At 60.1% G+C, this 22,578-nt stretch carries 18 protein-coding genes and 1 tRNA gene; 7 read left to right on the forward strand and 12 right to left on the reverse strand.

The window, feature by feature from the left end; all coding sequences use genetic code 11:
* The first annotated feature begins 22 nt into the window (after positions 1–22).
* Positions 23–700 carry a hypothetical protein gene (locus OUZ45_RS00105; RefSeq protein WP_266167825.1) on the forward strand — a complete coding sequence of 226 codons (678 nt, stop codon included), beginning with the start codon at positions 23–25 and terminating at the stop codon, positions 698–700.
* 10 nt (positions 701–710) lie between these two features.
* Here OUZ45_RS00105 and OUZ45_RS00110 read toward each other — a convergent pair whose 3' ends face one another.
* The 5 genes from OUZ45_RS00110 to OUZ45_RS00130 form a co-directional block, all read right to left on the reverse strand.
* A complete protein-coding gene (locus OUZ45_RS00110; protein ID WP_266167826.1) occupies positions 711–1,328 on the reverse strand; it encodes a GNAT family N-acetyltransferase in 618 nt (205 codons plus the stop codon).
* 241 nt (positions 1,329–1,569) lie between these two features.
* Positions 1,570–1,950, reverse strand: coding sequence for a hypothetical protein (locus OUZ45_RS00115; protein WP_266167827.1), 381 nt, complete (start codon positions 1,948–1,950; stop codon positions 1,570–1,572).
* Positions 1,951–2,901: 951 nt separating this feature from the next.
* Positions 2,902–5,856: a LysM peptidoglycan-binding domain-containing protein gene (locus OUZ45_RS00120; RefSeq protein WP_266167828.1), complete on the reverse strand. Its 2,955-nt coding sequence runs from the start codon at positions 5,854–5,856 to the stop codon at positions 2,902–2,904.
* Positions 5,857–6,132: 276 nt separating this feature from the next.
* Entirely contained in the window at positions 6,133–6,972 is an 840-nt protein-coding gene (locus tag OUZ45_RS00125) for a hypothetical protein (RefSeq protein ID WP_266167829.1), read from the reverse strand.
* Positions 6,973–7,229: 257 nt separating this feature from the next.
* On the reverse strand, positions 7,230–8,009 hold the full coding sequence (locus OUZ45_RS00130) for a hypothetical protein (protein WP_266167830.1): 780 nt from the start codon (positions 8,007–8,009) through the stop codon (positions 7,230–7,232).
* A gap of 173 nt (positions 8,010–8,182) precedes the next feature.
* Between OUZ45_RS00130 and OUZ45_RS00135 the strand changes: the two genes are divergently transcribed.
* From OUZ45_RS00135 to OUZ45_RS00155, 5 genes are all read left to right on the forward strand, one after another.
* The gene (locus tag OUZ45_RS00135; RefSeq protein WP_266167831.1) at positions 8,183–9,130 is read left to right on the forward strand and encodes a hypothetical protein; all 948 of its coding nucleotides are present in this window, start codon (positions 8,183–8,185) and stop codon (positions 9,128–9,130) included.
* A 261-nt stretch (positions 9,131–9,391) separates the two neighbouring features.
* The gene (locus OUZ45_RS00140; RefSeq protein WP_266167832.1) at positions 9,392–10,225 is read left to right on the forward strand and encodes a three-Cys-motif partner protein TcmP; all 834 of its coding nucleotides are present in this window, start codon (positions 9,392–9,394) and stop codon (positions 10,223–10,225) included.
* A gap of 121 nt (positions 10,226–10,346) precedes the next feature.
* Entirely contained in the window at positions 10,347–11,090 is a 744-nt protein-coding gene (locus OUZ45_RS00145; protein ID WP_266167834.1) for a DUF5131 family protein, read from the forward strand.
* Between the two features lie 9 nt (positions 11,091–11,099).
* A complete protein-coding gene (locus OUZ45_RS00150; RefSeq protein WP_266167836.1) occupies positions 11,100–12,368 on the forward strand; it encodes a three-Cys-motif partner protein TcmP in 1,269 nt (422 codons plus the stop codon).
* Positions 12,369–12,421: 53 nt separating this feature from the next.
* Positions 12,422–13,645, forward strand: coding sequence for a hypothetical protein (locus tag OUZ45_RS00155; protein ID WP_266167837.1), 1,224 nt, complete (start codon positions 12,422–12,424; stop codon positions 13,643–13,645).
* 403 nt (positions 13,646–14,048) lie between these two features.
* Here the strand turns inward: OUZ45_RS00155 and OUZ45_RS00160 are convergent.
* From OUZ45_RS00160 to serS, 3 genes are all read right to left on the reverse strand, one after another.
* Positions 14,049–14,138 (reverse strand) — tRNA-Ser (locus OUZ45_RS00160).
* 215 nt (positions 14,139–14,353) lie between these two features.
* Positions 14,354–14,716 carry an LrgA gene (locus tag OUZ45_RS00165; protein ID WP_266167839.1) on the reverse strand — a complete coding sequence of 121 codons (363 nt, stop codon included), beginning with the start codon at positions 14,714–14,716 and terminating at the stop codon, positions 14,354–14,356.
* Positions 14,717–14,727: 11 nt separating this feature from the next.
* A complete protein-coding gene (gene serS / locus OUZ45_RS00170; RefSeq protein WP_266167840.1) occupies positions 14,728–16,008 on the reverse strand; it encodes a serine--tRNA ligase in 1,281 nt (426 codons plus the stop codon).
* A gap of 1,075 nt (positions 16,009–17,083) precedes the next feature.
* Between serS and OUZ45_RS00175 the strand changes: the two genes are divergently transcribed.
* Positions 17,084–17,566 (forward strand): hypothetical protein, encoded by a 483-nt coding sequence (locus OUZ45_RS00175; RefSeq protein WP_266167841.1) that lies wholly within the window; start codon positions 17,084–17,086, stop codon positions 17,564–17,566.
* Here OUZ45_RS00175 and OUZ45_RS00180 read toward each other — a convergent pair.
* The 4 genes from OUZ45_RS00180 to OUZ45_RS00195 form a co-directional block, all read right to left on the reverse strand.
* Positions 17,553–19,370: an MASE1 domain-containing protein gene (locus OUZ45_RS00180; RefSeq protein WP_323137491.1), complete on the reverse strand. Its 1,818-nt coding sequence runs from the start codon at positions 19,368–19,370 to the stop codon at positions 17,553–17,555. The genes OUZ45_RS00175 and OUZ45_RS00180 overlap by 14 nt on opposite strands.
* A 294-nt stretch (positions 19,371–19,664) precedes the next feature.
* The gene (locus OUZ45_RS00185) at positions 19,665–20,240 is read right to left on the reverse strand and encodes a hypothetical protein (RefSeq protein WP_266167845.1); all 576 of its coding nucleotides are present in this window, start codon (positions 20,238–20,240) and stop codon (positions 19,665–19,667) included.
* 88 nt (positions 20,241–20,328) lie between these two features.
* On the reverse strand, positions 20,329–20,955 hold the full coding sequence (locus tag OUZ45_RS00190) for a 2-hydroxychromene-2-carboxylate isomerase (RefSeq protein WP_266167846.1): 627 nt from the start codon (positions 20,953–20,955) through the stop codon (positions 20,329–20,331).
* A gap of 245 nt (positions 20,956–21,200) precedes the next feature.
* The gene (locus tag OUZ45_RS00195; protein ID WP_266167847.1) at positions 21,201–22,532 is read right to left on the reverse strand and encodes a replication-associated recombination protein A; all 1,332 of its coding nucleotides are present in this window, start codon (positions 22,530–22,532) and stop codon (positions 21,201–21,203) included.
* Positions 22,533–22,578 lie beyond the last annotated feature (46 nt).

Genomic DNA, 22,578 nt, shown 5'->3' on the forward strand with positions numbered 1-22,578 from the left:
TCCTTAGCCCTACACTGCGCAGATGTCCGCTGATCTTCAACCGCTGGCCGAACCGCTGCTGGAAACGACCCGGCGCCTGGTGGCTGCGCTTCAGCAGGAATCATCCGTCGATCTACGTCTGGCACTGGCCAAGCGCATCGTGCGTCAGTTGGGCGATGAAGCGTATCCGGTATTTTTGAAGATCCTGCTGATTGTCGCCGAAAGCGATGATGCCGCCGCCAAACAGTGCGTGGCCGACCTGCTCGCCGTCGCGGCACAGCGGATGGACCTGCCCTGCGGCCAGCTGAGCGCATGGGGCAGTTCCTGCCGCAACGATGTCGAAGACACCGCCCCCTACGCAGCAGGTTCGATGAATCGCCGGCGCGTGCTCGGTCCGATCGAATATCTCACCGTGTGGTATTGCCAGCAAACCCAGCGCCCCATGCTCGACGAAGCGCTGTACGCCGATGCGATGCACAAACTGCTGGCCTTGTTCGAACTCAATCCGCAGTTGCGCATGTTCTACGCCAACATGCTCGACGCTGAAGTCGGCACCGAGCTTGAGGGCACCTATACCGGAGAGACACGCGACGTTCTCCACCGGCTGGCGCAGCGCTGGCAGCAAGACGGCAGCACACCGGAGGAAGTCGTGCAGGCAGCCATTCGTGGCGCGGCACCAGCCATGCCGACACCGCTTGGCTGGGTCGTGCATAGGCTGTGATGCCTAGCTTTCAGCTGCGTTCGCGCCACTTCGACGCATCCAGTTCGTAGCGATGGGCAAGCTGGTGGCGATGCTCGCATACGCCCAGATCGCGAAAACCGAAACGCGACATGATCCTGCGTACCCGTAGATGCGTCGGATGACAGTAGCCAAACAGTCGCGGTAGGCCGAGCACATCGAACGCCTGCCGACACAGCAGGTACGTGCCCTCGATCGCATACCAGCGCCCCCAGGCTTCAGGTGCCAGCCGCACGTGAATCTCCACCTCGTCGCTACCGTCGACCGGCAGCAGTGAAAAGAGCCCGATAAACGCGCCATCCAGCGCTTCGGCGCGCCAAACCCCCAAACCTGGCGAACTGGCATAGAGCCGATGGACACATGCCACGATAGCTGCCACATCGATAAAACGTGTGGGGCTTTCCATCAGCAGCGGATGCATGCGGGTTTGCGCGAACAGGCTACTCAGTCGCGGTATATCTTCGAAACGAAGTCCGAGCAGGCGCATTCGTTTTGATTGCGACGTGACCAGGCCTGCGGCGTTGCCGACAGAGGCTGCGGCAATGACGGGTGGGATGCCGTTGTGAGCATCGCCATCGGTGGACAAACGAACGGCATGAAGACGGCTCAAGGCTGCCTCTCTCTGGAACGAATCCGACACCATGACTGCCCCCCCCTCTTCCCGTCGATACAAGGAAGCATCCCTACATGTCGCCATTACGCCCTGCTTCGATCGCCGTGCCTAGCTGGGACTATCCCTAGCACATCGTCCATGCCATTCCATGACGCTGCACTCGAACCCATAAATAAAAATGTTTAAAAAAAAAGGGCCGGGATACCAGTGCGGTATCCCGGCCCCATTTCAACGCTAATTAGCCCTTGCGAGCCGTTTCGCTCAGCGCGCCACCCAGCGTCTTGATGACGTTGTCGACCGCACTCATCAGCTCACTGAATTCCTGCGCTTCGGCGCTCAGCTGCGTGGTCTGGCCCGGGTTGGCCGAATTGACCGCACCCGCGTCGGCCTTCAGCTTATCGGCAGCGCTATTGAGCTTGTCACCCAGCGCCTTGGCCAGCGCCTCCAGCCAACCGCCGGAGCCACCGGGATGGCAAAGCATCGAGACCAGCGGCTCGGAAGCCTGGTGCTGGAATTGCGTCAGCGCATTGCGGACGATCTCAGTGGCTTCCGAACGGCTGATGCCGTTGTTGATGATCTGGTTGACGTTGGAAATGTTGACGGGAGATACGTGAGTCATGGTTTTGTCCTCTTCGTGGTGGGGTCGCAAAACTGCCGGTTATTGTCTCGTTACGCCAACGCCTTGCATCCATCGACGGCGGTAACACGCCCTGCGCAGGCAAGATCGGGAAGCAAGCGATCCCAAGCGCCAAGACATGTACGAAGTATGGAAATCGGCACGAACCAGGCCAACTAGGCCGTTCCCTAGCTAGGGTTTTCCCCATATCGAATGCCATTCGAAGATGTAACGGGAACGCCGCGCAAAAGGGAATTTAGAAACCACATGTAGGAGCGCACCCTGTGCGCGATGCTCTTCGCGCACCTGTCTCTTGTGCACATCTCGTGTCGGCATGGAGCTGCTCTCTCGACCCATGTGGATATGACTACCTCCCGATGAGCGAGGTTTTGCTTTTGATCTCGGGGCCCCTGTGAAGCGGTGAGGGCTGGACGATCAGGCCCGCAGGGGCATGGGCAAGGATGCCCATGCCTCCCGATACGACAGGGACGTCGTGTCCCCATGTCATCTAAGAGCAGGCCCGGCCAGACCTCACGGACCCGCAGGCGAAGCCGGAGGGCGCGCAACCGGGGTGGCCTCTCTTTTGGTTACTTTTCTCTGGCCAAACAGAGAAAAGTGACTCGGACCGCGGCAGCGGTTCGAAAGCCCGCGGTCCCACGGGGACTCCCTTCGGTCGCAACGAGCCAGGTTGCGATAGCGCGAATATCGAGCGGCAACGCCACTGGACCCCGGCCTACGCCGGGGTGACGACAGTGACAGGTTATCGCGAGCACCCGCCCCTCAGCCCAACCATCTCCTCCGTGCACAAATCGGTGAACGAAGGAGAGGGAGCAGGTGCATGCTTGTGCACGCATTGAGTTGTGCACAAGAAACAGCTGTGCGCGAAGTGCATCGCGCACAGGGTGCGCTCCTACAAAACATCGGAAGCCCAGTTTGGCGCTTCCCGGCTCAGGCTTAAGGAGGGTTCACCCCGAGCACGTTCTTCAGCACGATGTCGAGCTGGTGCACGGATGAAGGCTGCTCTTCGCCGTTGACCGGGAACTCTGTGAGGCCATCCAGCTTCGAGCCATCGTCCACCACGCCTGCCCCCATTCCGAAGATGCCGTGGCTGACGGTTCCAGAGAGCAGATAGTTGTGCTTGGCCATGTCGTCCCAGGTACCGTCATCCTTCGCGGTTTTCTGCAACTTGCTCGCGTCACCGCCCACGGTGTCCAGCGCGGAGACCATCGCACCGGCAAACGTCTTCTGCTGGTCCTGACCAAGCCCGTTGAACCAGGCGATGGTCTGCTGCTGATTCATGCCCTTCTGTTCGCCGTAGTGCAACAACATGCTCGTTGCCGGCGCGTCATTCTTGCTATGCCATGCGGAGAGTGCGTCGGCGGCATCCTTGCTGTAGCCAAGACCTTGCAGGAATGCCTCGCGACCCGGCACGGCGTGATCGTTCGCCTTCTTGTCCTGATAGGAGATCAGGCCAATGGTGCCGACGGCGGTCAGTGCGATACCGACCGGACCGGCCCAGGATCCTGCGCCTAGCGCCCACATGACCGAACCCGTACCCGTCGTGGCATACAGCGCGGCCTCGGTGCCATCGTGCTTTTCGAAAAGCGAATCGCCTGCTTTCCAGAAATCGAGCGCGCCCGAGGCTCCGTTGATCCAACGGTCCCAAAGGGTCGTACCGAACTGAGCGATTTTGCCCTTCTCGGGAACCAAACTCAGATGAGAGAGCAATCCGGCAGTTTTCTGGCCGAGGCCGGCCGACGACGCCAGCAACGACAAGGAATTGCGAATCTTGTCCTCCCAGCCTTGCTGACCGATGGTACCCATCTTGTCCACCGAGTTGAGAAAGCCCAGGCCGGCTGCGCTGACACTGAACAAGCGGAAGGACGTGCCTAGCGCTGAGCCCTTGTCGAATGCCTTCATCCCAGAGAGTCGCTTGTCCAGATCCTCGAGATTGTCGGCAAGCGCTGCTTGCGGATCTTGGGGCAGGTTCGCCAGCGAGAAGGTTTTGGTGATGTTCGCCTTCAACGCCTCGGTGGCCGCCTTGATATCCGCCTGCTTGTCGCCGCTCATCGCCAGCACGGTGGCCAAGCGGCTATCGTCACCCAGCTTGGTCAGTCCGTCGCAGGTGGTGCGCAACGAATCCAAGTCATTTGCCTTCAGCCCGGCGCGTAGCTCATTGAGGCGGCCAGCGACATAGTTGGTGCCCAGCTCCTGCATCAGCTTACGTGTGCCCTGGTCGCCCGCTTTGGCGTACAAGGCATACATATTGATCAACGACTCGCCTTGCTCCCCCTGCATGACCGTAGGATCGCGTTGCACCGCCAAGCGTATGGCGGCCTGGTTGTTCTCGCTGCCCATCACGCTGTTGAGCACTTTACCGATCGCGTCTTTGTCGCCCGGATGGCTGGCGACCCAGTTGCTCAACGCAGCCTGCTGAGACAGCAGATGCTTGCCGTCATCGGCAAGACGGGTGATCGCGTCGTTGACACTTTGCTTCCACTCCGCCCCCTTCGATTTGCCGTAATTCTCGATCGCCTGATTGAGCTGGTCGGGCGTCATCGACGCCCCTTCCTTGGCGATCAGGCTATTGAGTTCACCAGCCGCCTGCACATAGGTCTCAACGTCGTTGTCAACCTTCCTGCTTGTTGCATCGGTAGTCGCTTGCAGCACTTCACCACGCGCCCGGTCGGACCAGTCGTTTGCCATTCGGTCCTTACCGTCGCCGCGCACGTGATCGATGATGTTCAGGGCCAGCGTCGGATCGCCTGACTTGGTGGCAGCATCGCTGAGTATCGATATGTTGCCCGGCCATCCCGCCCACACACGCCCATTGGTCATCTGGCTAGCGAGGTCAGCCGCCAACGCCTGGGCGCCCGCTGGATTCTGCTGGCCCAAGCTGCCGACTATCGAAGACAGGCTCGTCAAGGCAGCCGTCGAGTGCTGCTGCATGTCCTGGCCGTTGTGGAGGAAAGCGAAATGAGCCAGCTTGTCGAGCTGCGGATGCGCGTCGGCGAGCAGGCTCGCCTTCATCTCTGGCGAAGAAATGCCGGACAGAAGATCCGCGTAGCGAGCGGAGGAATCCTCCACACCCTGACCGGCCTTGGTGTACTGATCGTAGTTACTGAAGTGCGTGTTGCCGTCATACGGCTGCGCAGCCCAATCGGCAGCGGCTTGTAGCGTGTTGCGGTAGGAATCCTGCCCGGTGGCGAGCGCACGCACCTGATCGGAGGACGCGGTTTTCAGCGAGGCATCCAGCGCCAGTAATTTGTCCTTGGGCGAGCTGTAGCCGCCCTGGTCGTTGTTGGCAAGCAGCGTGTTCGCCTCCTGGGTGTCCACCGCCTGCTGCACCGCTGCGTCGCCCTGATATCGGGAGACGATATCCTTGCGGATATCCGTAGCGCGGTCGGCCTGCGTCGGCGCAGCGTCGCCCAGCGCCTTGCGTTGCTGAGGCGTGAGCGAGGTATCCGGCGTACTGAGGCGGGCCTGGACCTCGGCGTCCACCGCCTTGTTCAACTGATCCTGCAAACTGCTTCGCGCATCGGCCAGGTCCTGGACCTCACTGCGGTTGCGCGGCGTGACCTGGGCAAGGTTGTGCAGATCCGCCAGCGCCTTGTCCACTTGTTGCTGCGGAGTTGCCTTGGGCTTGTTCGCATCGGCAGCCGACTGCGCGCTGAGGTCGGCTGGCGGGATGATCAGCACGTCGCCTGGCACAACCTTCAACGACTGGCTGAACTTGCCCGGATTGGCATGCACGATGGCGTCCTTCGTGGTGCCGAAATGCTGGGCAATGCTGTCCAGTGACGAGTCGGTTCGCTGTACGCGGTAAGACTGCGGCTGCTGAGACGGAGCCGGCTGCGCGGCGGACAATGCAACAGGAGAGCTCGAAGTATCAAAGTCGCGCGGGATCATTTCGCTGCCTGAGGGTTGGCTAGGGGAAGCCACTATTGGAGCGGTCTTCACACAGGCTTGCCTATTAGGGTTATCCCTAGTGTCCGTGGCTGTTGCTGCTGGCCCCGAATCCAAGTGGGCCCCCGATGGCCCAAGGCGACGCTGGCTTCATGGGTGCCGACCGCGGCGCTGGTCGCGCGCGGGGTCGGCGATCAACTTCAATGTGTCCCCGTTCGCGCTTTGGTTCTCTATGCATCGCGGCTAGGTGCTTACAATCAATTCCGGCGGAATAGCCTATCACTTACATTCCGGATTCAATTTTTGACACACAACAAAATCACCATTTTCACTTAACTTGAAATGGTTGACATTACTTATCTTACTCGACATGGCACCTTTTCTTTCATACGTTGTTATCAAATAATTTTTACTGATATCGAAAGTTAAAATGGATTCGCCATCCATTTTTCCAACCATTTCTTTTGAAATCAATTTTACATCCCTGAAAACATAAAGATAGTAAATATTAACATCCGCCTCAGCCCTGCCGGCAAGAATGACTTTTAAATCATATATCGATGGCATAAATAAAATCGTATCCATACTCGGGTCGATTTGACCCCTAAGCTCACCGCCCACCGCATTGTCTGGATATGCATGGAAACGGTCGCCACACTCATCCTTCTTGCCCGAACCGACAACACACTGATAATACTTATCAAATACAAATGGTAATTTCGTATCAACAATGACTTGCGCCCCGCCATTATTTACACGCCCAAGACATTTCTCAGAGAAATTCTTGTACTTGTTCGCGTCAATATTCAATTTCTCAGGATGCTCATCATCCTTGGTTATGTCGTAAGCAATGCCTTTGTTCGTATCCAAGACGACCCATCCAATCGATACCTGCTTGCCTGGATTGTCAGAGGCAACGAACATTCTTACCTTGTAAACCCCGCTGTCATTTTCAGCAAGCTCGACAGAGATATCTTTGTTATTCATCTCCGTCTTTATATTTGGAACTATCAAGCCCGCCAGATCGGCCTGACAGGCCGAAATATCAGATCTATCCGTGGCCTCGCACGCCACTGAAATAAGAGCAACCAAAGCAAACAATATTGAACTTGAGCGCATATCTACATCCTCTGTAAATTTATTTAAACTAATTCACGATTTTTGGAACCATAGCGCGTGGACTGAAGATCACATCCCGATTCGATCCACTGACTTGGTGCGCTCGTGGATTTCACCTGACCCGCTGAACCGTCTGCTTAATCTATATCAACCTCATAGGGCAACTCCAAAACCGGGGTCATCATTTCGTGCAACAGCCGACTTCGCCGTCTCTGAAATGCCGCCCGTGTCAAACGTCAATCTTCCACGAACGCTTCTCAGCCGGCGAAGTTGATTGAGAACCAGACGGCCGCGACACCTGCGAGGACTGCCGACATCATAGTGATGTGCAAACGGTGCATAGCAGGCATGATTGCCAGTAGCACGCGCCCACACGTCCGCCCGGTCACAGCCAAAATCAATGCCACCACGCCAGGCAGCAGCCGCTGCGACATGCCTAGCCCCTCGTCCAAGGATGCAAATCTCGGGGGAAGCCATGCGAGGCCCAGCGCGCCTCCAGCGAACAACAGGCAACTGCTGACAATCATCGTCACCACTGCAAAGGCGCTCGGGTCGGCGGCCCACTTGTCAAACCGCACATACGTTGCCCGCAGGGCTGCAACACACCTCGTCCAGACAAGACACGCGATCGCGGCCGACGCGTTGATGCGAGCGCGGACGTTGCGCAGGTTCGTAGCGCCGGCTGCCGCGCCTGCTGCCAGCGCAAACCACGGAAAGGGTACCCATAGGAAGCCCACGATCAGGAGTCCCGCATCGGGATAGCCTGAGACCGCCAGAATCGCCGTGAAACTCAAGTAGGCCAGCAACGCCACGACGACACCGCGCAGCGCGCCGTACGACTCCGCGCCATCGCGGGGATAGAGCACCCAAGCCCAGCCATACGCGCAGGCCGCCGCTAGGAACGGCATAGCAATCGCCAGTGGACGAGATGGCGGTAGCAGGAGCGGTGTAAGCAACGCCGCCGTGCCCAGCGCGACCACGGCAAAGAAGCTGGCGGCAAATACTCGCGTCCGGGGCTTGGCGATCAAGGGAACCAAGTGCAGTTGCTCGCGAAGGAACAGTGTGCTTGCGGTTATATCAAAACCGGGGGACGTCGAGAGTACAGCTCCGTTACCTCCGCCCCATCTTCCGCTGCGTTTCCTGCTGTAAGTCCAACGTGACCCGGATTTCCGCGCCGGGTCCCGTCTAGGTGTCATTGGCGCTAACCGCTATGCTGGGCCCGCACGGCGCGGGGGCGCCGATCTTCAGGGAGGACACTATGACGACACGATCCAAGGGACCGTCGGCCGGTTTTAGCTGGCTGACGAACGGCATCACCGTGGGCTTCCGCCATCCGAAGCCGTTGCTAGGAGGGGCAGCCTTCCTGATGGTGGCATGCCTGTTGCCGACGCTGATCACGATGCCGATGCAATTCCAAGCGGCTATCACCAGCACACCGATGAGTCCGGCAACCTTTGGTTGGATCATGGCAATCTCCATGCTGGCCGGTCTGCTGATCGTGCCGCTCTACGCGGGCTATCTGCAGGTGATCGATACAGCCGAGCGCGGGTTGCCAGCACGCGCACTCGACATCTTCAAACCCTATCGACAAGGCGAAGCGTTGCGCCTGATCGGCTACGGACTGGCGGTCATGGTGGCCTACGTCGCCGTGCTCGGAGTCATTGTCGTTGCCACGGGAGGCAGCATCGCCACCTGGTACATGCAAGTAGTGACTGCACAGACTACCCATCAGCCGCCACCGGCGTTACCCCAAGGCTTCGGAATCGCCATGGCACTTTTCATGGTGCTCTGCCTTTTCATGATGGGTTTCTATGCAATCAGCCTTGGCCAGGTCGCGCTGCGCCGTCGCAGCGTATTCGGCGCCATCGGCGATGGCATAGTCGGCGCGCTGAAGAACCTGCTGCCACTACTCGTGTTTGCAGTGAGCCTCATCCTTGGCTGGATTGTCGTGGGAATTGCCTTCGCGCTCGTGGCCGTTCTACTCGCCCTGCTTGGGACGCTCGTCGGCACATGGCTGATGTTCGTGCTGATCATTCCGCTCTATGTCGCCTTGATGCTGACGATGTTCGCGGTGATGTTTGGGGTGATGTATTACCTATGGCGTGATGTGTGTGGGGATGACATTGTCACTGGCATGGCCGAGGCGACAGCCATCTGACCTGAGGAAACGGGAGGGAGGTAGTTGAATGGAATTAACCACCGCCGTCCCGTTTTCCGTTTTCTGCTCCGGCAAATACTCGCGTCGGAGGCTTGGCGATCGAGGGAACCAAGTGCAATTTGCTCGCGGAGGAACAGTATGCTTACGGTTATATCCCAGCCCTTTGCCACCAAAATCGGGGTCACAGCGCGATAGGATGTCTAAGGAAATAGGCGCTTGTGCCGTTAAGGTCAGCAGGGACCAGCCAGGGAGGCCAGCCAGATGCCCACACAAAAAGACGATGACCGCTACGAAATCGACCCTGAGGACAGGTTGCGGCGGGCGATCGTCGGAGACTGGGCGCCTGAGAAACATTTGCGCCTTCAAAAATATGTGGACATTACCCGAGCGGTCAGGCGGAAATTCGGCGGCAACGCCACCTACATCGACCTCTATTGCGGCCCAGGGCGCGCTCGCTTGCGCAAAACAGGCGAGGTGGTGGAAGGAAGCGCGTTAGTCGCCGCCACTGAAGCCATCCGGCGTCGGAACCCCTATCGGGAGGTCATCATCGGTGACCTCGACCCGGTAAACGTCGAGGCCTGCGAAACCCGCTTGAGCCGCCTCAGGGTTGGTAATGTCCGCGCCTATGCGGGAACCGCGGAGGACGTGGCTGCCCAGATCCTCCCCACCCTCCATCCGACCGGCTTCAATCTGGCCTTCCTGGATCCCTTCAACCTTGAATCCCTTCCCTTCCAGGTGATCCAAACCCTTGCGCAAGCCAAGAGCATGGACCTCCTCATTCATGTCAGCATCATGGACTTGCAGCGCAACGTCCGCGCCTTGATGACCTCGGGCAAGCTCAGCAGCTTTGCCCCGGGGTGGGACAAGAAGATCAACAGCGCAGCCGCCAATCCCAAGTTGGTCATGGCGGTGTTTGAATACTGGCGAAGCCTTTTGTCGCAGCTCGGCTATCTCGTCAGCGACAACATCGAGCGTGTGACCGGAAACCGAAATCAACCCCTCTATTGGCTGGTGCTGGCCTCCAAGCATGACCTGGCAGACAAGCTGTGGGGCGAGGTCAGCCAAGTGGAACCCCAGGGGCGGCTACTGCTCTAACCCGCGGCGACTGTCCCATCGATGGGGACTATGTTAGAAATGCTTGGTTTAGGCCGGGCTGGTCGGATCGTCGCGGTTGGCGAGATCCGCCAGGAGCAGGATGGCCCACAACGGGTGGACCATGACGACAACATCACGCATCGAATGGACTGAGCAGACCTGGAACCCCATTGTCGGGTGCACCAAGGTGTCCGCGGGCTGTAAACACTGCTATGCGGAAGTGATGGCCAAGCGGCTCAGAGCCATGGGCACGCCTGGCTACGAAAAGGGGTTCGCCCTCCGGTTGATCCCCGAACGCCTCAACGATCCCGTACGGCGCAAGAAGCCCACCGTCTACTTCGTGAACTCCATGTCGGACCTGTTCCACGAGCGGGTGCCGGTGGACTACATCGACAAGGTCTTCGAAGTCATCACTCAGACCCCGCACCACCACTATCAGATTCTGACCAAGCGCGCGGAGCGCATGGCCAGTTACTTCACTTCCCGGCCTGTTCCGAAGAATGTCTGGTTGGGCGTGTCCGTGGAGAACAAGCGCCACGGGGTGCCCAGGATCGACTTCCTGCGCAAGGTGCCCGCCAAGATTCGGTTTCTTTCCGTCGAGCCCCTCCTGGAAGACGTTGGCCCCCTGGACCTGAAAGGCATTCATTGGGTCATCGTGGGTGGAGAATCCGGGGCCAAGGCCCGCCCCATGAAGCCCGAGTGGGCAGACGCTGTCCGCATCCAATGCCAGAAGCAAAAGGTGGCCTTTTTCTTTAAGCAATGGGGAGGCTGGGGCGCTGACGGAAAGAAGCGGGCCAAGTCAAAGAACGGCCGTTTGCTAAATGGTCGCACCTGGGATCAAATGCCTGCCGGGGTCCAAATCTAGGCAGGTGCAATGCCACGCAAGCCTTTTGAATGGCCAGCGGATGGGTCTGGGGCAATTCTTCAACAACACAGCGTCGCCAAGTTGGAAGTGCTGCGGGAGTATCTCCTCGCCTACTTCAAGACGCTGGCCACCGCTCCTGGACAGGAAGAAATACGCGTAACGCTCGTCGACGGATTTGCGGGCGGCGGCGTCTATCGTCACGCCGACACGCAAGAGCGGATCCTGGGTTCTCCGCTGGTGTTCTTGAAGGCGGCAGAACAGGCGCAGGCCATCATCAATGCCGAACGCCGTAAGCCCCTTCACTTCAATATCACCTACATCTTCGTCGAGAAGAACCGCAATGCGATCAAGTCACTGTTGATCACATTGAAGAATGAGGGATATGAGCACCGCTTGGGCGCGGACATCCACGTCATCAACAGCACGTTCGAGCGGCAGCTCGATGCCATCATCAGGGCAGTTAAGGAGCGGACTCCTCGTCGAGGGCGCGCCCTCATCTCCCTGGATCAGTATGGCTACAAAGATGTGCCCGCGCCGTTGATCAAGCGATTGCTTCAGGAACTCCCCCGCGCAGAGATCGTGCTGACATTCGCGGTGGATGCCTTCATTAACTTCGCCAGCGATAACTTGGCCACCTGGGAAACCCTGGACCACCTCGGCATTCCCGAGGTGCTCAAAGGGCGCACCTTCCAGGAGATCAAAGCCAACGAAAGCCATTTTCGGCTCTACATCCAGAGTTGCCTCTACCACGGGCTTACCGAGGCCTGTGGCGCCAGCTACTACACCTTGTTCTTCATCCGGACCGATGGACACGGCGACTACTGGCTGGTCCATTTGTCGCAGCATCCAAAGGCCCGGGATGTCATGACTCAAGTTCATTGGACCAAGAACACCCATTTCATCCATTACGGCGGCGCGGGTTTGGACATGTTCCGCGCCATCGGTTACCACGCCGGCAGCGACGAGCGATACACGGGCCAGAGCTCATTGGCTTTTGGCTTCGACGACCCGGCCAATGAGAGAAGCATTGCCCTTCTGACGGAGCAGTTGGTTCGACTCATCCACGCCCGTGAAATCGTCCGCTTTGGCGAGATGTATTCGACGACCTGCAATTCAACGCCGGCGGACAGTCAGCGTTACCGAAAAGCTCTCGAAAACCTGGTAGCCCACAAGGAAATCATCATCACAAGCCCCAAAGGTGGACAACGTCGCAAAGCGACCACCATAGATGATGACGACGTGATCCAGATGGCCGCCCAACGGACGCTCTCGCTGTAACGCCGCCACAGTCAGTTTCTGTCACGGATAGATCCCAAATATCTCGCGTCGCCATGCTTACCATCACCCATCCCGAACTAATGGCCGAGGCCATCGCCTTTCCCGCTGGATTGCGCGCCCTGCGCATCGGTGGTGCCCCGCGCCCTATTCTCATGATCAAAGGCACCAAGGAAGTGCTTCTGACTGCGCGCGTGAATAGGGGCTTCAAGTTATATGTCGTGCCGTCCACGATCGATGGAAGTTCCACCATCGGACTCATCACCGCGTTCTTCGATGATGGAGACGAGCCGCTGGTCTTACGGACGCCCATGTTCGACGAATTTGAGACCAGATTTCTAAGATCAGTGCTATTACGTCCGGAGCTAGACGTCCATCTGTTTGATGAACTTGGAAGAGAGTTTCTTGGCTTCCGCACCACCGTTTCCATGCCATTGGAAACCAGGCTTCGTCTCGAAATGGCAAACCTGTTGCCGTTCTCATACGCGGGGGCAAGAGCCATGGACGACCACATGCAGCTCTGGTTTGGGCTTCGAACGTCAGCAGAGGATGCAAACACAATTTCAGTTGACTTTGCAGAGCCCCTATTTCCCGAAGATATTTTCCTCAGCGATATGCGGCCGGCCCACCACGCTTATCACGGCAGCTCAGGGCACAGCCACACATCATTGGTTCGAGAAGAGCCTGGTGCCTATCAGGAGCGTGACATCGTCGACCTGTTGTGCCGCGTGTTTCGGCCCGATCAAATCTTCCTTGCTCCGTTGAGGTCGACTGACAAGGAGGAGATTGCTGACGTCATGGTGGTCACCGACAGCCATCTTATGCTGATCCAGGCCAAGGATAGCCCGAACACCGAGAGCACCTTGCGCCAGACAATGGCAAGGAAGCGTGCGCATTCTTCGCAAAAATTAAAGGCAGCGCTCGGCCAGGTGAAAGGCGCAGTCAAATACGTGCGGTCGCAATCGCCATTGGCGTTCTTCATCGGTGATGACAAGCATGTGCGCTCGGTGGATCACCTCAACATCGCCACCCTGGTGATCCTGAAAGAGCTGTTTAATGACTCGTTCCGTGAATACAGCGAACAGATGCTTGCATTGGTCCATGACATCAACGTTCCGTCTATCGCCCTCGATTACGGTGAACTCAACATGTATACCGCCCACCTCCCGAACGAGGACTTGTTCTTCGAGGCTTATTACCGGGTGATCAACACCGGCATCGAGGTTGGACAGCTTCCGCGACTCAGGTTTGGAATGATTGAACCTGAGGCCGATGAATAACTGTCGGAAAAGGGATCGGAGACATTTGTACCTCTGCCTCCAGCAGGCCGTGGGATTGTTCGGCCCATCCATGGGCCGAACCCCTCCGCGCGGAGCGCTACGAGGCCAGCCTGCGGCTGTCCTTGTCGTTCCAGACGAATTTGTCGAACTTAGTGGGTTCGTCCACACCACTCTCTCTGCCAGATACGCAAAACGGCCCGGGCTTCGACAAGGGCCTTGTTAGCGTGAAGGGTGGGATTGTTCGGCCCATCCTTGGGCCTCACCCTTCCGCGCTGCGCGCTCCAGGGCCAGCCTTCGGCTGTCCAAAATTGTTCCGGACAATTTTGTCGAACCAGTGGGTTCGTCCACACCACTCTCTCCGCCAGATACGCAAAACGCCCCACTAGGGGGCGTTTTGCGTATCTGGCGGAGAGAGTGGGATTCGAACCCACGGTAGGCTTACACCTACGGCAGTTTTCAAGACTGCTGCCTTAAACCACTCGGCCATCTCTCCGAAATTGTCTGCTCGCAGTCGCGCTTCGCGCGACACTACGGCAGTTTGACTCCGGGCATCCTGCCCTCCGCCCCTTCGGGGCCATCGACTTTGTCGATGTTCGCTTCGGCTTCCTGCCTCCGCGTCAAGACTGCTGCCTTAAACCACTCGGCCATCTCTCCGAATTTTTCGCTGCCCTATCTTGCATCGGGCAACGTTTGAGCCGCGACATCTTATCAGGAATGCCCCGCCGTCCCCTGCCCCTTCTTCGACAAGGCTACCAGCGCCCACAAAATAATCCCCACCGGAACCGCCGCGCCGATCAACGGCAGCAGCAACACCGGCTGGCGGACCACCATCGGCACCAGCTGGGTAGCGGCAGCAAAACCGATCACCCAGAAGCGCAGTTTGCGGCTTTGGCGGGCGAACCAGAACGCGCCGAGTACCAGCACCGTGGCGGCGCTGGAGAGCACCAAGTCCACGGTGGGCAGCGGGAACATGCTGTACAGGCCCAGGCGGGTCAGCAGTTCGGTGGCGAGGATCACCAGCAGCGAGTAGCTGGCGGTGAGCTCGACTTTGTCCCAACGGGTGGTGCTCATGGCCTTTGCGCTCAGGCGATGGCGTTGAGGTTGTGCATGTAGGGGCGCAGGGCTTCGGGCACGGTGATGGAGCCGTCGGCGTTCTGGTAGTTCTCCATCACCGCCACCAGGGTGCGGCCCACGGCGAGGCCGGAGCCGTTCAAGGTGTGGACCAGCTCCGGCTTGCCGGTGGCGGGGTTGCGCCAGCGGGCTTGCATGCGGCGGGCCTGGAAGTCGCCGCAGTTGGAGCAGGAGGAAATCTCGCGGTAGGTGTTCTGGCTGGGCAGCCACACTTCCAGGTCGTAGGTTTTCAGTGCGGAGAAGCCCATGTCGCCGGTGCACAGCAGCACTTTGCGATATGGCAGGTTGAGCAGCTGCAGCACTTTCTCGGCGTGGCCGACCATTTCTTCCAGCTGTGCATGCGACTGTTCGGGCGAGGCGATCTGCACCATTTCGACTTTTTCGAACTGGTGCTGGCGGATCATGCCGCGGGTGTCGCGACCGTAGCTGCCGGCTTCGGCGCGGAAGCACATGCTGTGCGCGGTGAGGCGCATGGGCAGCGCGTCGGCTTCGACGATGCTGTCGGCGACGAGGTTGGTGAGTGCGACTTCGGCGGTGGGGATCAGGTAGCGCTTGCTGTCGCCGACCTGGGTGGCGAACAGGTCTTCTTCGAACTTGGGCAGCTGACCGGTGCCCTGCATGGTGTCGGCGTTGACCACCAGCGGCACGTTGCATTCGAGGTAGCCATGCTCGGCGGTCTGCAGGTTGAGCATGAACTGCGCGAGCGAGCGATGCAGCTGGGCCAGCTGGCCGCGCAGCACGGTGAAGCGCGCGCCGGAGAGCCTGGCGCCTGCATCGGCATCGAGCCAGCCGTGGCGGGCGCCGAGGTCGACGTGATCCTTCACTTCGAAATCGAACGTGCGCGGGGTGCCCCAGCGCAGCTGTTCGACGTTGTGGTTCTCGTCGTTGCCTGGCGGCACGGACTCATGCGGGATGTTGGGGATGCCCAGCGCAATGGCGGCCAGCTTGGCCTGCACATCTGTCAGCGCATGTTCGTTGGCCTTGAGCTTGTCGGCGATGCCAGCGACTTCGGCCATCAGTGGCGCGACGTCCTCACCCTTGGCCTTGGCCTGCCCGATCGCCTTGGAACGCGTGTTGCGCAGGTTCTGCAGCTCCTGCGTCTCGGTGGACAGGTGCTTGCGCTCGCTTTCCAGCGCCTCAACCGTGGTTACATCGAGATCGTAGCCTCGAGTCTCCTTGAGGCGCGCTGCGGTGTCGGCCAGGTGCGAGCGCAGCAGTGCGGGGTCCAGCATGGTGAGATCCGGGTGATGACTTGAACGCGGGATTATCGCTGTGGGGGGCGCGTGGCTGCAATGTGAGGGGGGCGGCGCCTTTGCTCCCTCTCCCCGCTGGGGAGAGGACTGGGGTGAGGGGCGGGTGCTCGCGACACTGCTTCTACTTCGTCACCCCGGCGTAGGCCGGGGGCCAGTGGCGTTGCCGTTTGATGCTCGCGTTATCGCGACCTGGCTCGCCTGCCGCGGGCTTCCGTCCTCCTGCCGGAGGCCGGGTCACTTTTCTCTGTTTGGCCAGAGAAAAGTAACCAAAAGAGAGGCCACCCCGGTTACGCGCCCTCCGGCTTCGCCTGCGGGTCCGTGAGGGCTGGCCGGGCTTTTCGACACGACGTCCCTGTCGTGTCGAAAAGGCGCAGGCATCCATGCCTGCGCCCCTGCGGGCCTGATCGTCCAGCCCTCACCGCTCCACAGGGGCCCCCAAGATCAAAAGCAAACCCTCGCTCATCTGGAGGTGCCCGTATCCACACGGGTCGGAAAAGGAGCTCTATGTCGACATGAGAGGTGCACAAGAGACAGTGCTCGCCAGGGGAGCTTGGGAGGCAATGCTCCGAACTTAAGCTCGCCCGTGGAATCAGCAACCGATCCTGCCTTGGTTTTTGATTCGCCGATGTTGCCCCGCCGATAGTTTCGACAGCAGTGCGTAGCGCCGAGAACATCAAATGCTTTCGTTTCCCTTCTCTACGTTCCCATCGCTGCCGGATAGCAAACCATCCGAATCCCCTTCATTACCTGCACCTCCATTGCGCTTGCTCAGTACTGACTCAATGACGCTACGGCGGTTGCAGATGTTGCTCACAAGTGCCAACGCGGTGACGTCATGAAGACGCCGCCGTGAAAGTCATGTGAAGCACACGACGGCGCCGTTCGTCATGGCGATCTTTCATGCGGTACATGTGGAGAGCAGTGCTACATTGCGCGGGCTGTCGGCTCTTCCATCAGTTCCGATTTAAAGAGGGGATCAACTATGTCCGGCTCGTCGAAAGCACGTGTTTTGCGTCAGCTCACGCTGGCGAGTTGTCTCGCGGTGGCAGTGCCCATGTCGGCGTTCGCTCAACCGGCATCGCCGCCTACCGGCATGGGCAACTCCTCGCCCAATGTGCAGGAGGCGAATACCGGCGTCGTTCAAGACTCCCCCGGCACCGGCCTGGGCCAATCCTGGCCTAATGCCCCGGACGTGAGCGCGAACCCGCATTGGCACGTGTATGTGTTCGAGCGCGACGGCATCCGCTATGTGCAGGTGAATGACTTGGGCGGCAAAGTACGCGCCGCCTTCGCGACGGCGAACGGCGAACTCCTGGTGCTGCCGATGGGCGAAGATGCGCAGGTGGTGATCAGGCCGCAGGGGGATCGCGGCAGGTCGAACCAGACCAGATCAGTCGCCAGGACCGAGACGATTTATCAGGATGGGATGCTGCGCATCACCGCGAGGTCACGACGCATGGACGCCGTGCTGATGGAGGCGGTGTTGGACGTATGCACTGACCCTGTGCAATGCGGTGGAAGGTTCACCGCCCAATGACAGTTTTGGCTATATCGGCCGCCATGGGATCGTGGATCAGGTAGCTGATGCCATATCCCATGGTGATCGCCTTGGCGTGCATCTCGCCGTTGTACAGATGAGCGAGATGACGCATGGCATCCGGATCCATCGCCGACGATCCTAGGTTCACGGCCAGCAACTCCGGATTGAAGGACGCCTGTGAAGCATCGGCTGCCGGTATGCCGCACGATGCGATCACCCGCAACACAACCCAGCGCCTGCCGTTCGTCTCGCCGCCACGCAACACCAGGCGCAGCGCAGACAGGCCGAACTGCGTCGCGCCCAGGTAGGCGATGGTGTCGCAGGCCAGGCGGTACAACGTAGCGTTGACCTCGGGGGCCAGCCGGCTCAAGCCGCGGCCCTGGATGTCACAACGGTAGTCAACGCCGGCTTCGTCCAGACAGCTGGCAATCACCCCTGTTTGCAACGCTGCCGGCAGGCCGCGTTCCCGCCAGACTCGCGGATACATGCGGTCGGCGAGGCGATAGACCTGCTGGTGAGCGTCCACGGCCTGCCGGTGGTACGGACCTTGATCGAGGGCGGGTGACAGGCGGCGAATTTGGGTGAGCAGATTCGAGTGCAGGTGATGCAGGCTGCCACCAAAGCGTTCGAGTGCATGGGAAGCCTGACGCGAGCGCAGCTCAGCGCGATAAAGGCCTTGCTGTGCCAAGGCCAGCGCACGCTGGCCGCTGATGCGCTGGCGCTGTTCGCGATCATGCAGCAGCGCAATATGCGCCCCCAGAATCAGCAAGGTCGATACCACAAAGCCGAGGAAGGCTTGCACCTGCAGCACAGCCGGATCGCTGAGTACGGTCACCGTGCCCATCATGGCGACGCTGGCGAGCGCCCCGCCGATGCCTGCGCCATGCCAGCCATGCCGTAAAGTCAGCCACGCAACGGGCAAGAACATGGCGATGCGTGCGATTTGCCGGTTGTCTCCTGTGCTATGCAGGCTGAGCCAGATCAGCAACAGCAGCACTGGTAGCAGCAGACAAACGACATCCCAAGCGAGACGACTATTGGCCAAGCCTGCGGTTAGATCACGCAGCGTCTTGGGGCGACGGGCTTCACGCACCATCAGTACAGGTGGAAGCAGCATCAAGGTACCAAGGTAGGCACCGAGGAAATACTCCATGGCCAAACTCAGTACCGGAGGCAATACATAACCTTTCGGCAAGCGCATGGTGAGTACACCGCCAACGTTCAGCCATGCGGTGGCAGCCGCGACAATCAGCGCGCACAGCAGCAACGCGCTTATGTTGGTCAAGCGTTTGGGAGGTACCTGCGAAACGTGCCGGCGGAACCAGGCCACAATAGGCATGGCCACGGCGATCGGCGGAAACAGGTTGAACACCGCCCAAGCCGGCCCGTACTGATCGAAGCAATCCAGCGAGCTGTAGGCCATCGGCAGCATTTCGCCGATCGCGAGCGCGGCCCAATAGCGCGGCGGCAACAGCATGAGGCAGCACAGCCTCAAGCCTGCGGGCAGCATCCAATGCGACACTGATATGCCACGCAACAGTGTGTACGCGAGGGCATATCCGATGATGACGAGCAGCTGCCGCTGCCATGGTCTTCCCAAACCCGTCCCCTTACGCATATCTCCGCCACCCCTTGAGCATCCGATACGGTTTTCAGTGGCGGCGACTGTACTACGTCCAAGCCGCTGCGCGGGCCTGGTGTTGTGAAGACTATGTGGATAACAGCTCACCCCGATTGACTCGTCGTCTCGCCACGCTAGCTCACACGCGGGCCCACAGGCGGCGGTATAGACGGCCAGCATGTGACGGAGTAGGCAATTTGGAACGCGCAGGTGCTGATGCGTCCTCTCTTCGGTTCTATCGCTTGATCGCCAAGGGCTTCAACACAAACGGCGCGTCAATAAGACCAAAGTCTTGGCGAACGCATGATCGCTGCGTGCACGTACGCGCACACGCAAGTCGTTGGTTCGGCGCATTTGGGTTGGAAGAAGGCAAACGCCGTGATGACGTCGCGACGCTTGTGGACTTCACCCTCCCCTGCTGTGACCCAAAGGGAGTCCCCCTTTCTGGGACACACAGGGGAGGCGTTGGATGACTCAAGCCTTGGCGTGGTCGGAACGCCCCAGCCACCAAGCCATGGCGGCACCCGCCAACAACCAGCCGATCAGCTGTTCGGCTAGCGCCGCCAAGGTGAAGTCCAGCGGGAAGCGATACCAGTTCCAGTACGGCACCATGGCACTCAGCCAGGAGAACACTGCTGCCGCGGCGGCGATGCTCAGGCGACGTCCAAAGCCGAAGGCCGCCAGGCCCATCACAAAGGCCAGAGCCAGGGCCGACAGCGTGTCAGAAGCCCATTGCCGGCTCAGTTGCGGCCCCATCTGCATCAGGTCGTCGCCCAGCGGCATATAGACCACCCAGGCATACGGCGACACTTTGCTCTTTTCCGAATAGGCCTGAGTCACCGCCCGATCGGACATTTTGTTCGGGTCCACCGACGGCAGGATGTAGACGCCGGCCTGCGTGCCCAGCCCCTGATGCAAGCTGCTCAACACCACATCTTCGTTCGCCGGCAGCCTCATGCCCATGCTGCCGAGCCCCAGCACCATATGCGCCACGGCACCCCAGATGAACATCACGATGCCGCCGATCAGTCCTGCGACAAGTACGCGCATGATTCTTCCTCCCCAGTTGGAATCGCTTACGGTGCCTCGAATCTATGCCCGCATGGCGAAACGTCGCAAGGGAGGTCGCAGCAGGCTCTTAGATCCGCGCAGCGCCGATCGGCAACGTGGCGACCCGGTGCATCTCCGCCTCGTCCCACATCGCGGGATCGCGCAGATAGGCCAGCGCAAAGTCGTGGGCATCGCCACCCCAGAACAGGTGGCCGTCGATCGATAGCGTGGGTACGCCGAACACGTCTTCCGCGATGGCGGCATCGAAGTTGGCTTTGAGCTGCGCCTTGACCGTGGGATCGGCGATGGCGGCGGCAGGGTCGGCGATACCAAGCTGCGCGGCGACCGGCTTCAGCGCATCGATGCTGTCGCCGGCTTGGCCCTGCCCCCAGATCCAGTCGAAGATGGCATCGGCCGCTCGCACGTCGTTGCCGGCAGCAATGCACAAGCGCAGCGCCGCCAACGGATTGAACGGATGCGTGGGCGGAAAACGCAGGGGCTGCCCGGCCTGCCGCGCGCGCCACAGCACATGCCGATAGGAGAACTCGCGCTTGGCGGGAATCTCCGCCGGCCCTTTCTGGCCAACGCGATCGAGCACGCCCGCGAACAGGATGGGGCGCAACGTCACCGGCTGCGATTGAGCCAGCTCCTTGATCTTCGGCCACTGCAGCCAGGCGAACGGAGAGATGAAATCGAAGTACCAGACGATGGACATGGGTGAGTCTCGTGTGGGGGTTTACTTGTTCTATTGGCGTCGAATCTCAGCGCTGCGCGCTTTGGGCTCCCTCCCCTGCTTGCGACGCAAAGCTAGTCCCGTGGGACAGGGGAGGGCTGGGGAGGGGTGAGTACTTGAGAAAGCGTTTCGGGAAAGGTTTTCGCAAGGGTTCACCCCCTCCCGGCCTCCCCCTGCAAGCAAGGGGAGGAGAACAACGCGCTAGCCGAGATTCGCCGCCAATCACCTTACTTGTTGCGTGCATTACGCCGCGCTTCGCGCAGGCTCAACAGCTTTTCACGCAGCTTCAATTCCAAGCCGCGCTCGACCGGTTCGTAGAACACCGTGCCGTCGAGCGCATCCGGCAGGCATTGCTGATCGAGCGCGACGCCGCCTTCGGCATCGTGGTCGTATTGATAACCCTTGCCGTAGCCAAGCCCCTTCATCAATTTGGTCGGCGCGTTACGCAGATGCATCGGCACCTCCAGCGTGCCGGTTTCGCCCACCACCGCGCGCGCCTGGTTATAGGCCTTGTACGCGGCGTTGCTCTTGGGTGCGATGGCCAGCCAGATCGCCAGCTGCGCCAGGCCCAATTCGCCCTCCGGGCTGCCCAGACGCTCGTAGGTGTCCCATGCGTCCAGCGCCATGCGCCACGCGCGCGGTTCGGCCAAGCCGACATCTTCCACGGCCATGCGCGTCATGCGGCGCGCGAGATAGAGCGGATCCATGCCGCCATCGAGCATGCGGCACAGCCAGTACAGCGCGGCATCCGGATCGGAGGAGCGCACCGATTTGTGCAGGGCCGATATCTGGTCGTAGAACTGTTCGCCGCCTTTATCGAAACGCCGCGTGCGATCGGCCAGCACTTGCGTCAGTGTGGCTTCGTCGATGGTGTTGTTCTCGGCCAGCTCAGCGGCGATTTCGAGCAAAGTCAGGCCGCGGCGCACGTCGCCGTCAGCGGCCCGGCCGATCAAGCGCAGTGACTCATCAGCAATCTGCAAACCCATCGCGCCCAGCCCGCGCTCGCTATCGGCCAGCGCGCGTCGCAGCGCGGCAACGATGTCGTCTACCGACACCGCTTCCAGCACGTGCACGCGGCAACGCGAAAGCAACGCGGAGTTCAGCTCGAACGACGGGTTCTCCGTGGTCGCGCCGACGAAGATGATCACGCCCCTTTCGATGTGCGGCAGGAACGCATCCTGCTGCGCCTTGTTGAAGCGATGCACCTCGTCCACGAACAACACGGTGCGCCGCCCCTGCGCGAAATTCGCCTCCGCCTCGGCCAAGGCTTTGCGCACGTCAGGCAGGCCTGAGAGCACGGCGGAGATCGCGCGAAAATCGGCGTCGGCATAACGCGCCACCAGCAGTGCGAGCGTGGTCTTGCCGCAACCGGGCGGCCCCCACAACACCATCGAATGCACCCTACCCGCTTCCAATGCGCGGCGCAGCGCCTTGCCCGGCGCCATCACGCGCTGCTGGCCGACGATTTCGTCGAGGGTGCGCGGACGCATGCGCTCGGCCAGCGGCTTCAGGTCGTCGGGCTCGGGGAACAGCTCGGGGGAGGCACTGCGAAGGGACATGCCGCGATGATAACGCGACCAGGAAATTCATCGTAGGAGCGCAAAA

Source organism: Dyella subtropica (assembly GCF_026283965.1).
In the GTDB taxonomy this organism is placed as follows: domain Bacteria; phylum Pseudomonadota; class Gammaproteobacteria; order Xanthomonadales; family Rhodanobacteraceae; genus Dyella_D; species Dyella_D subtropica.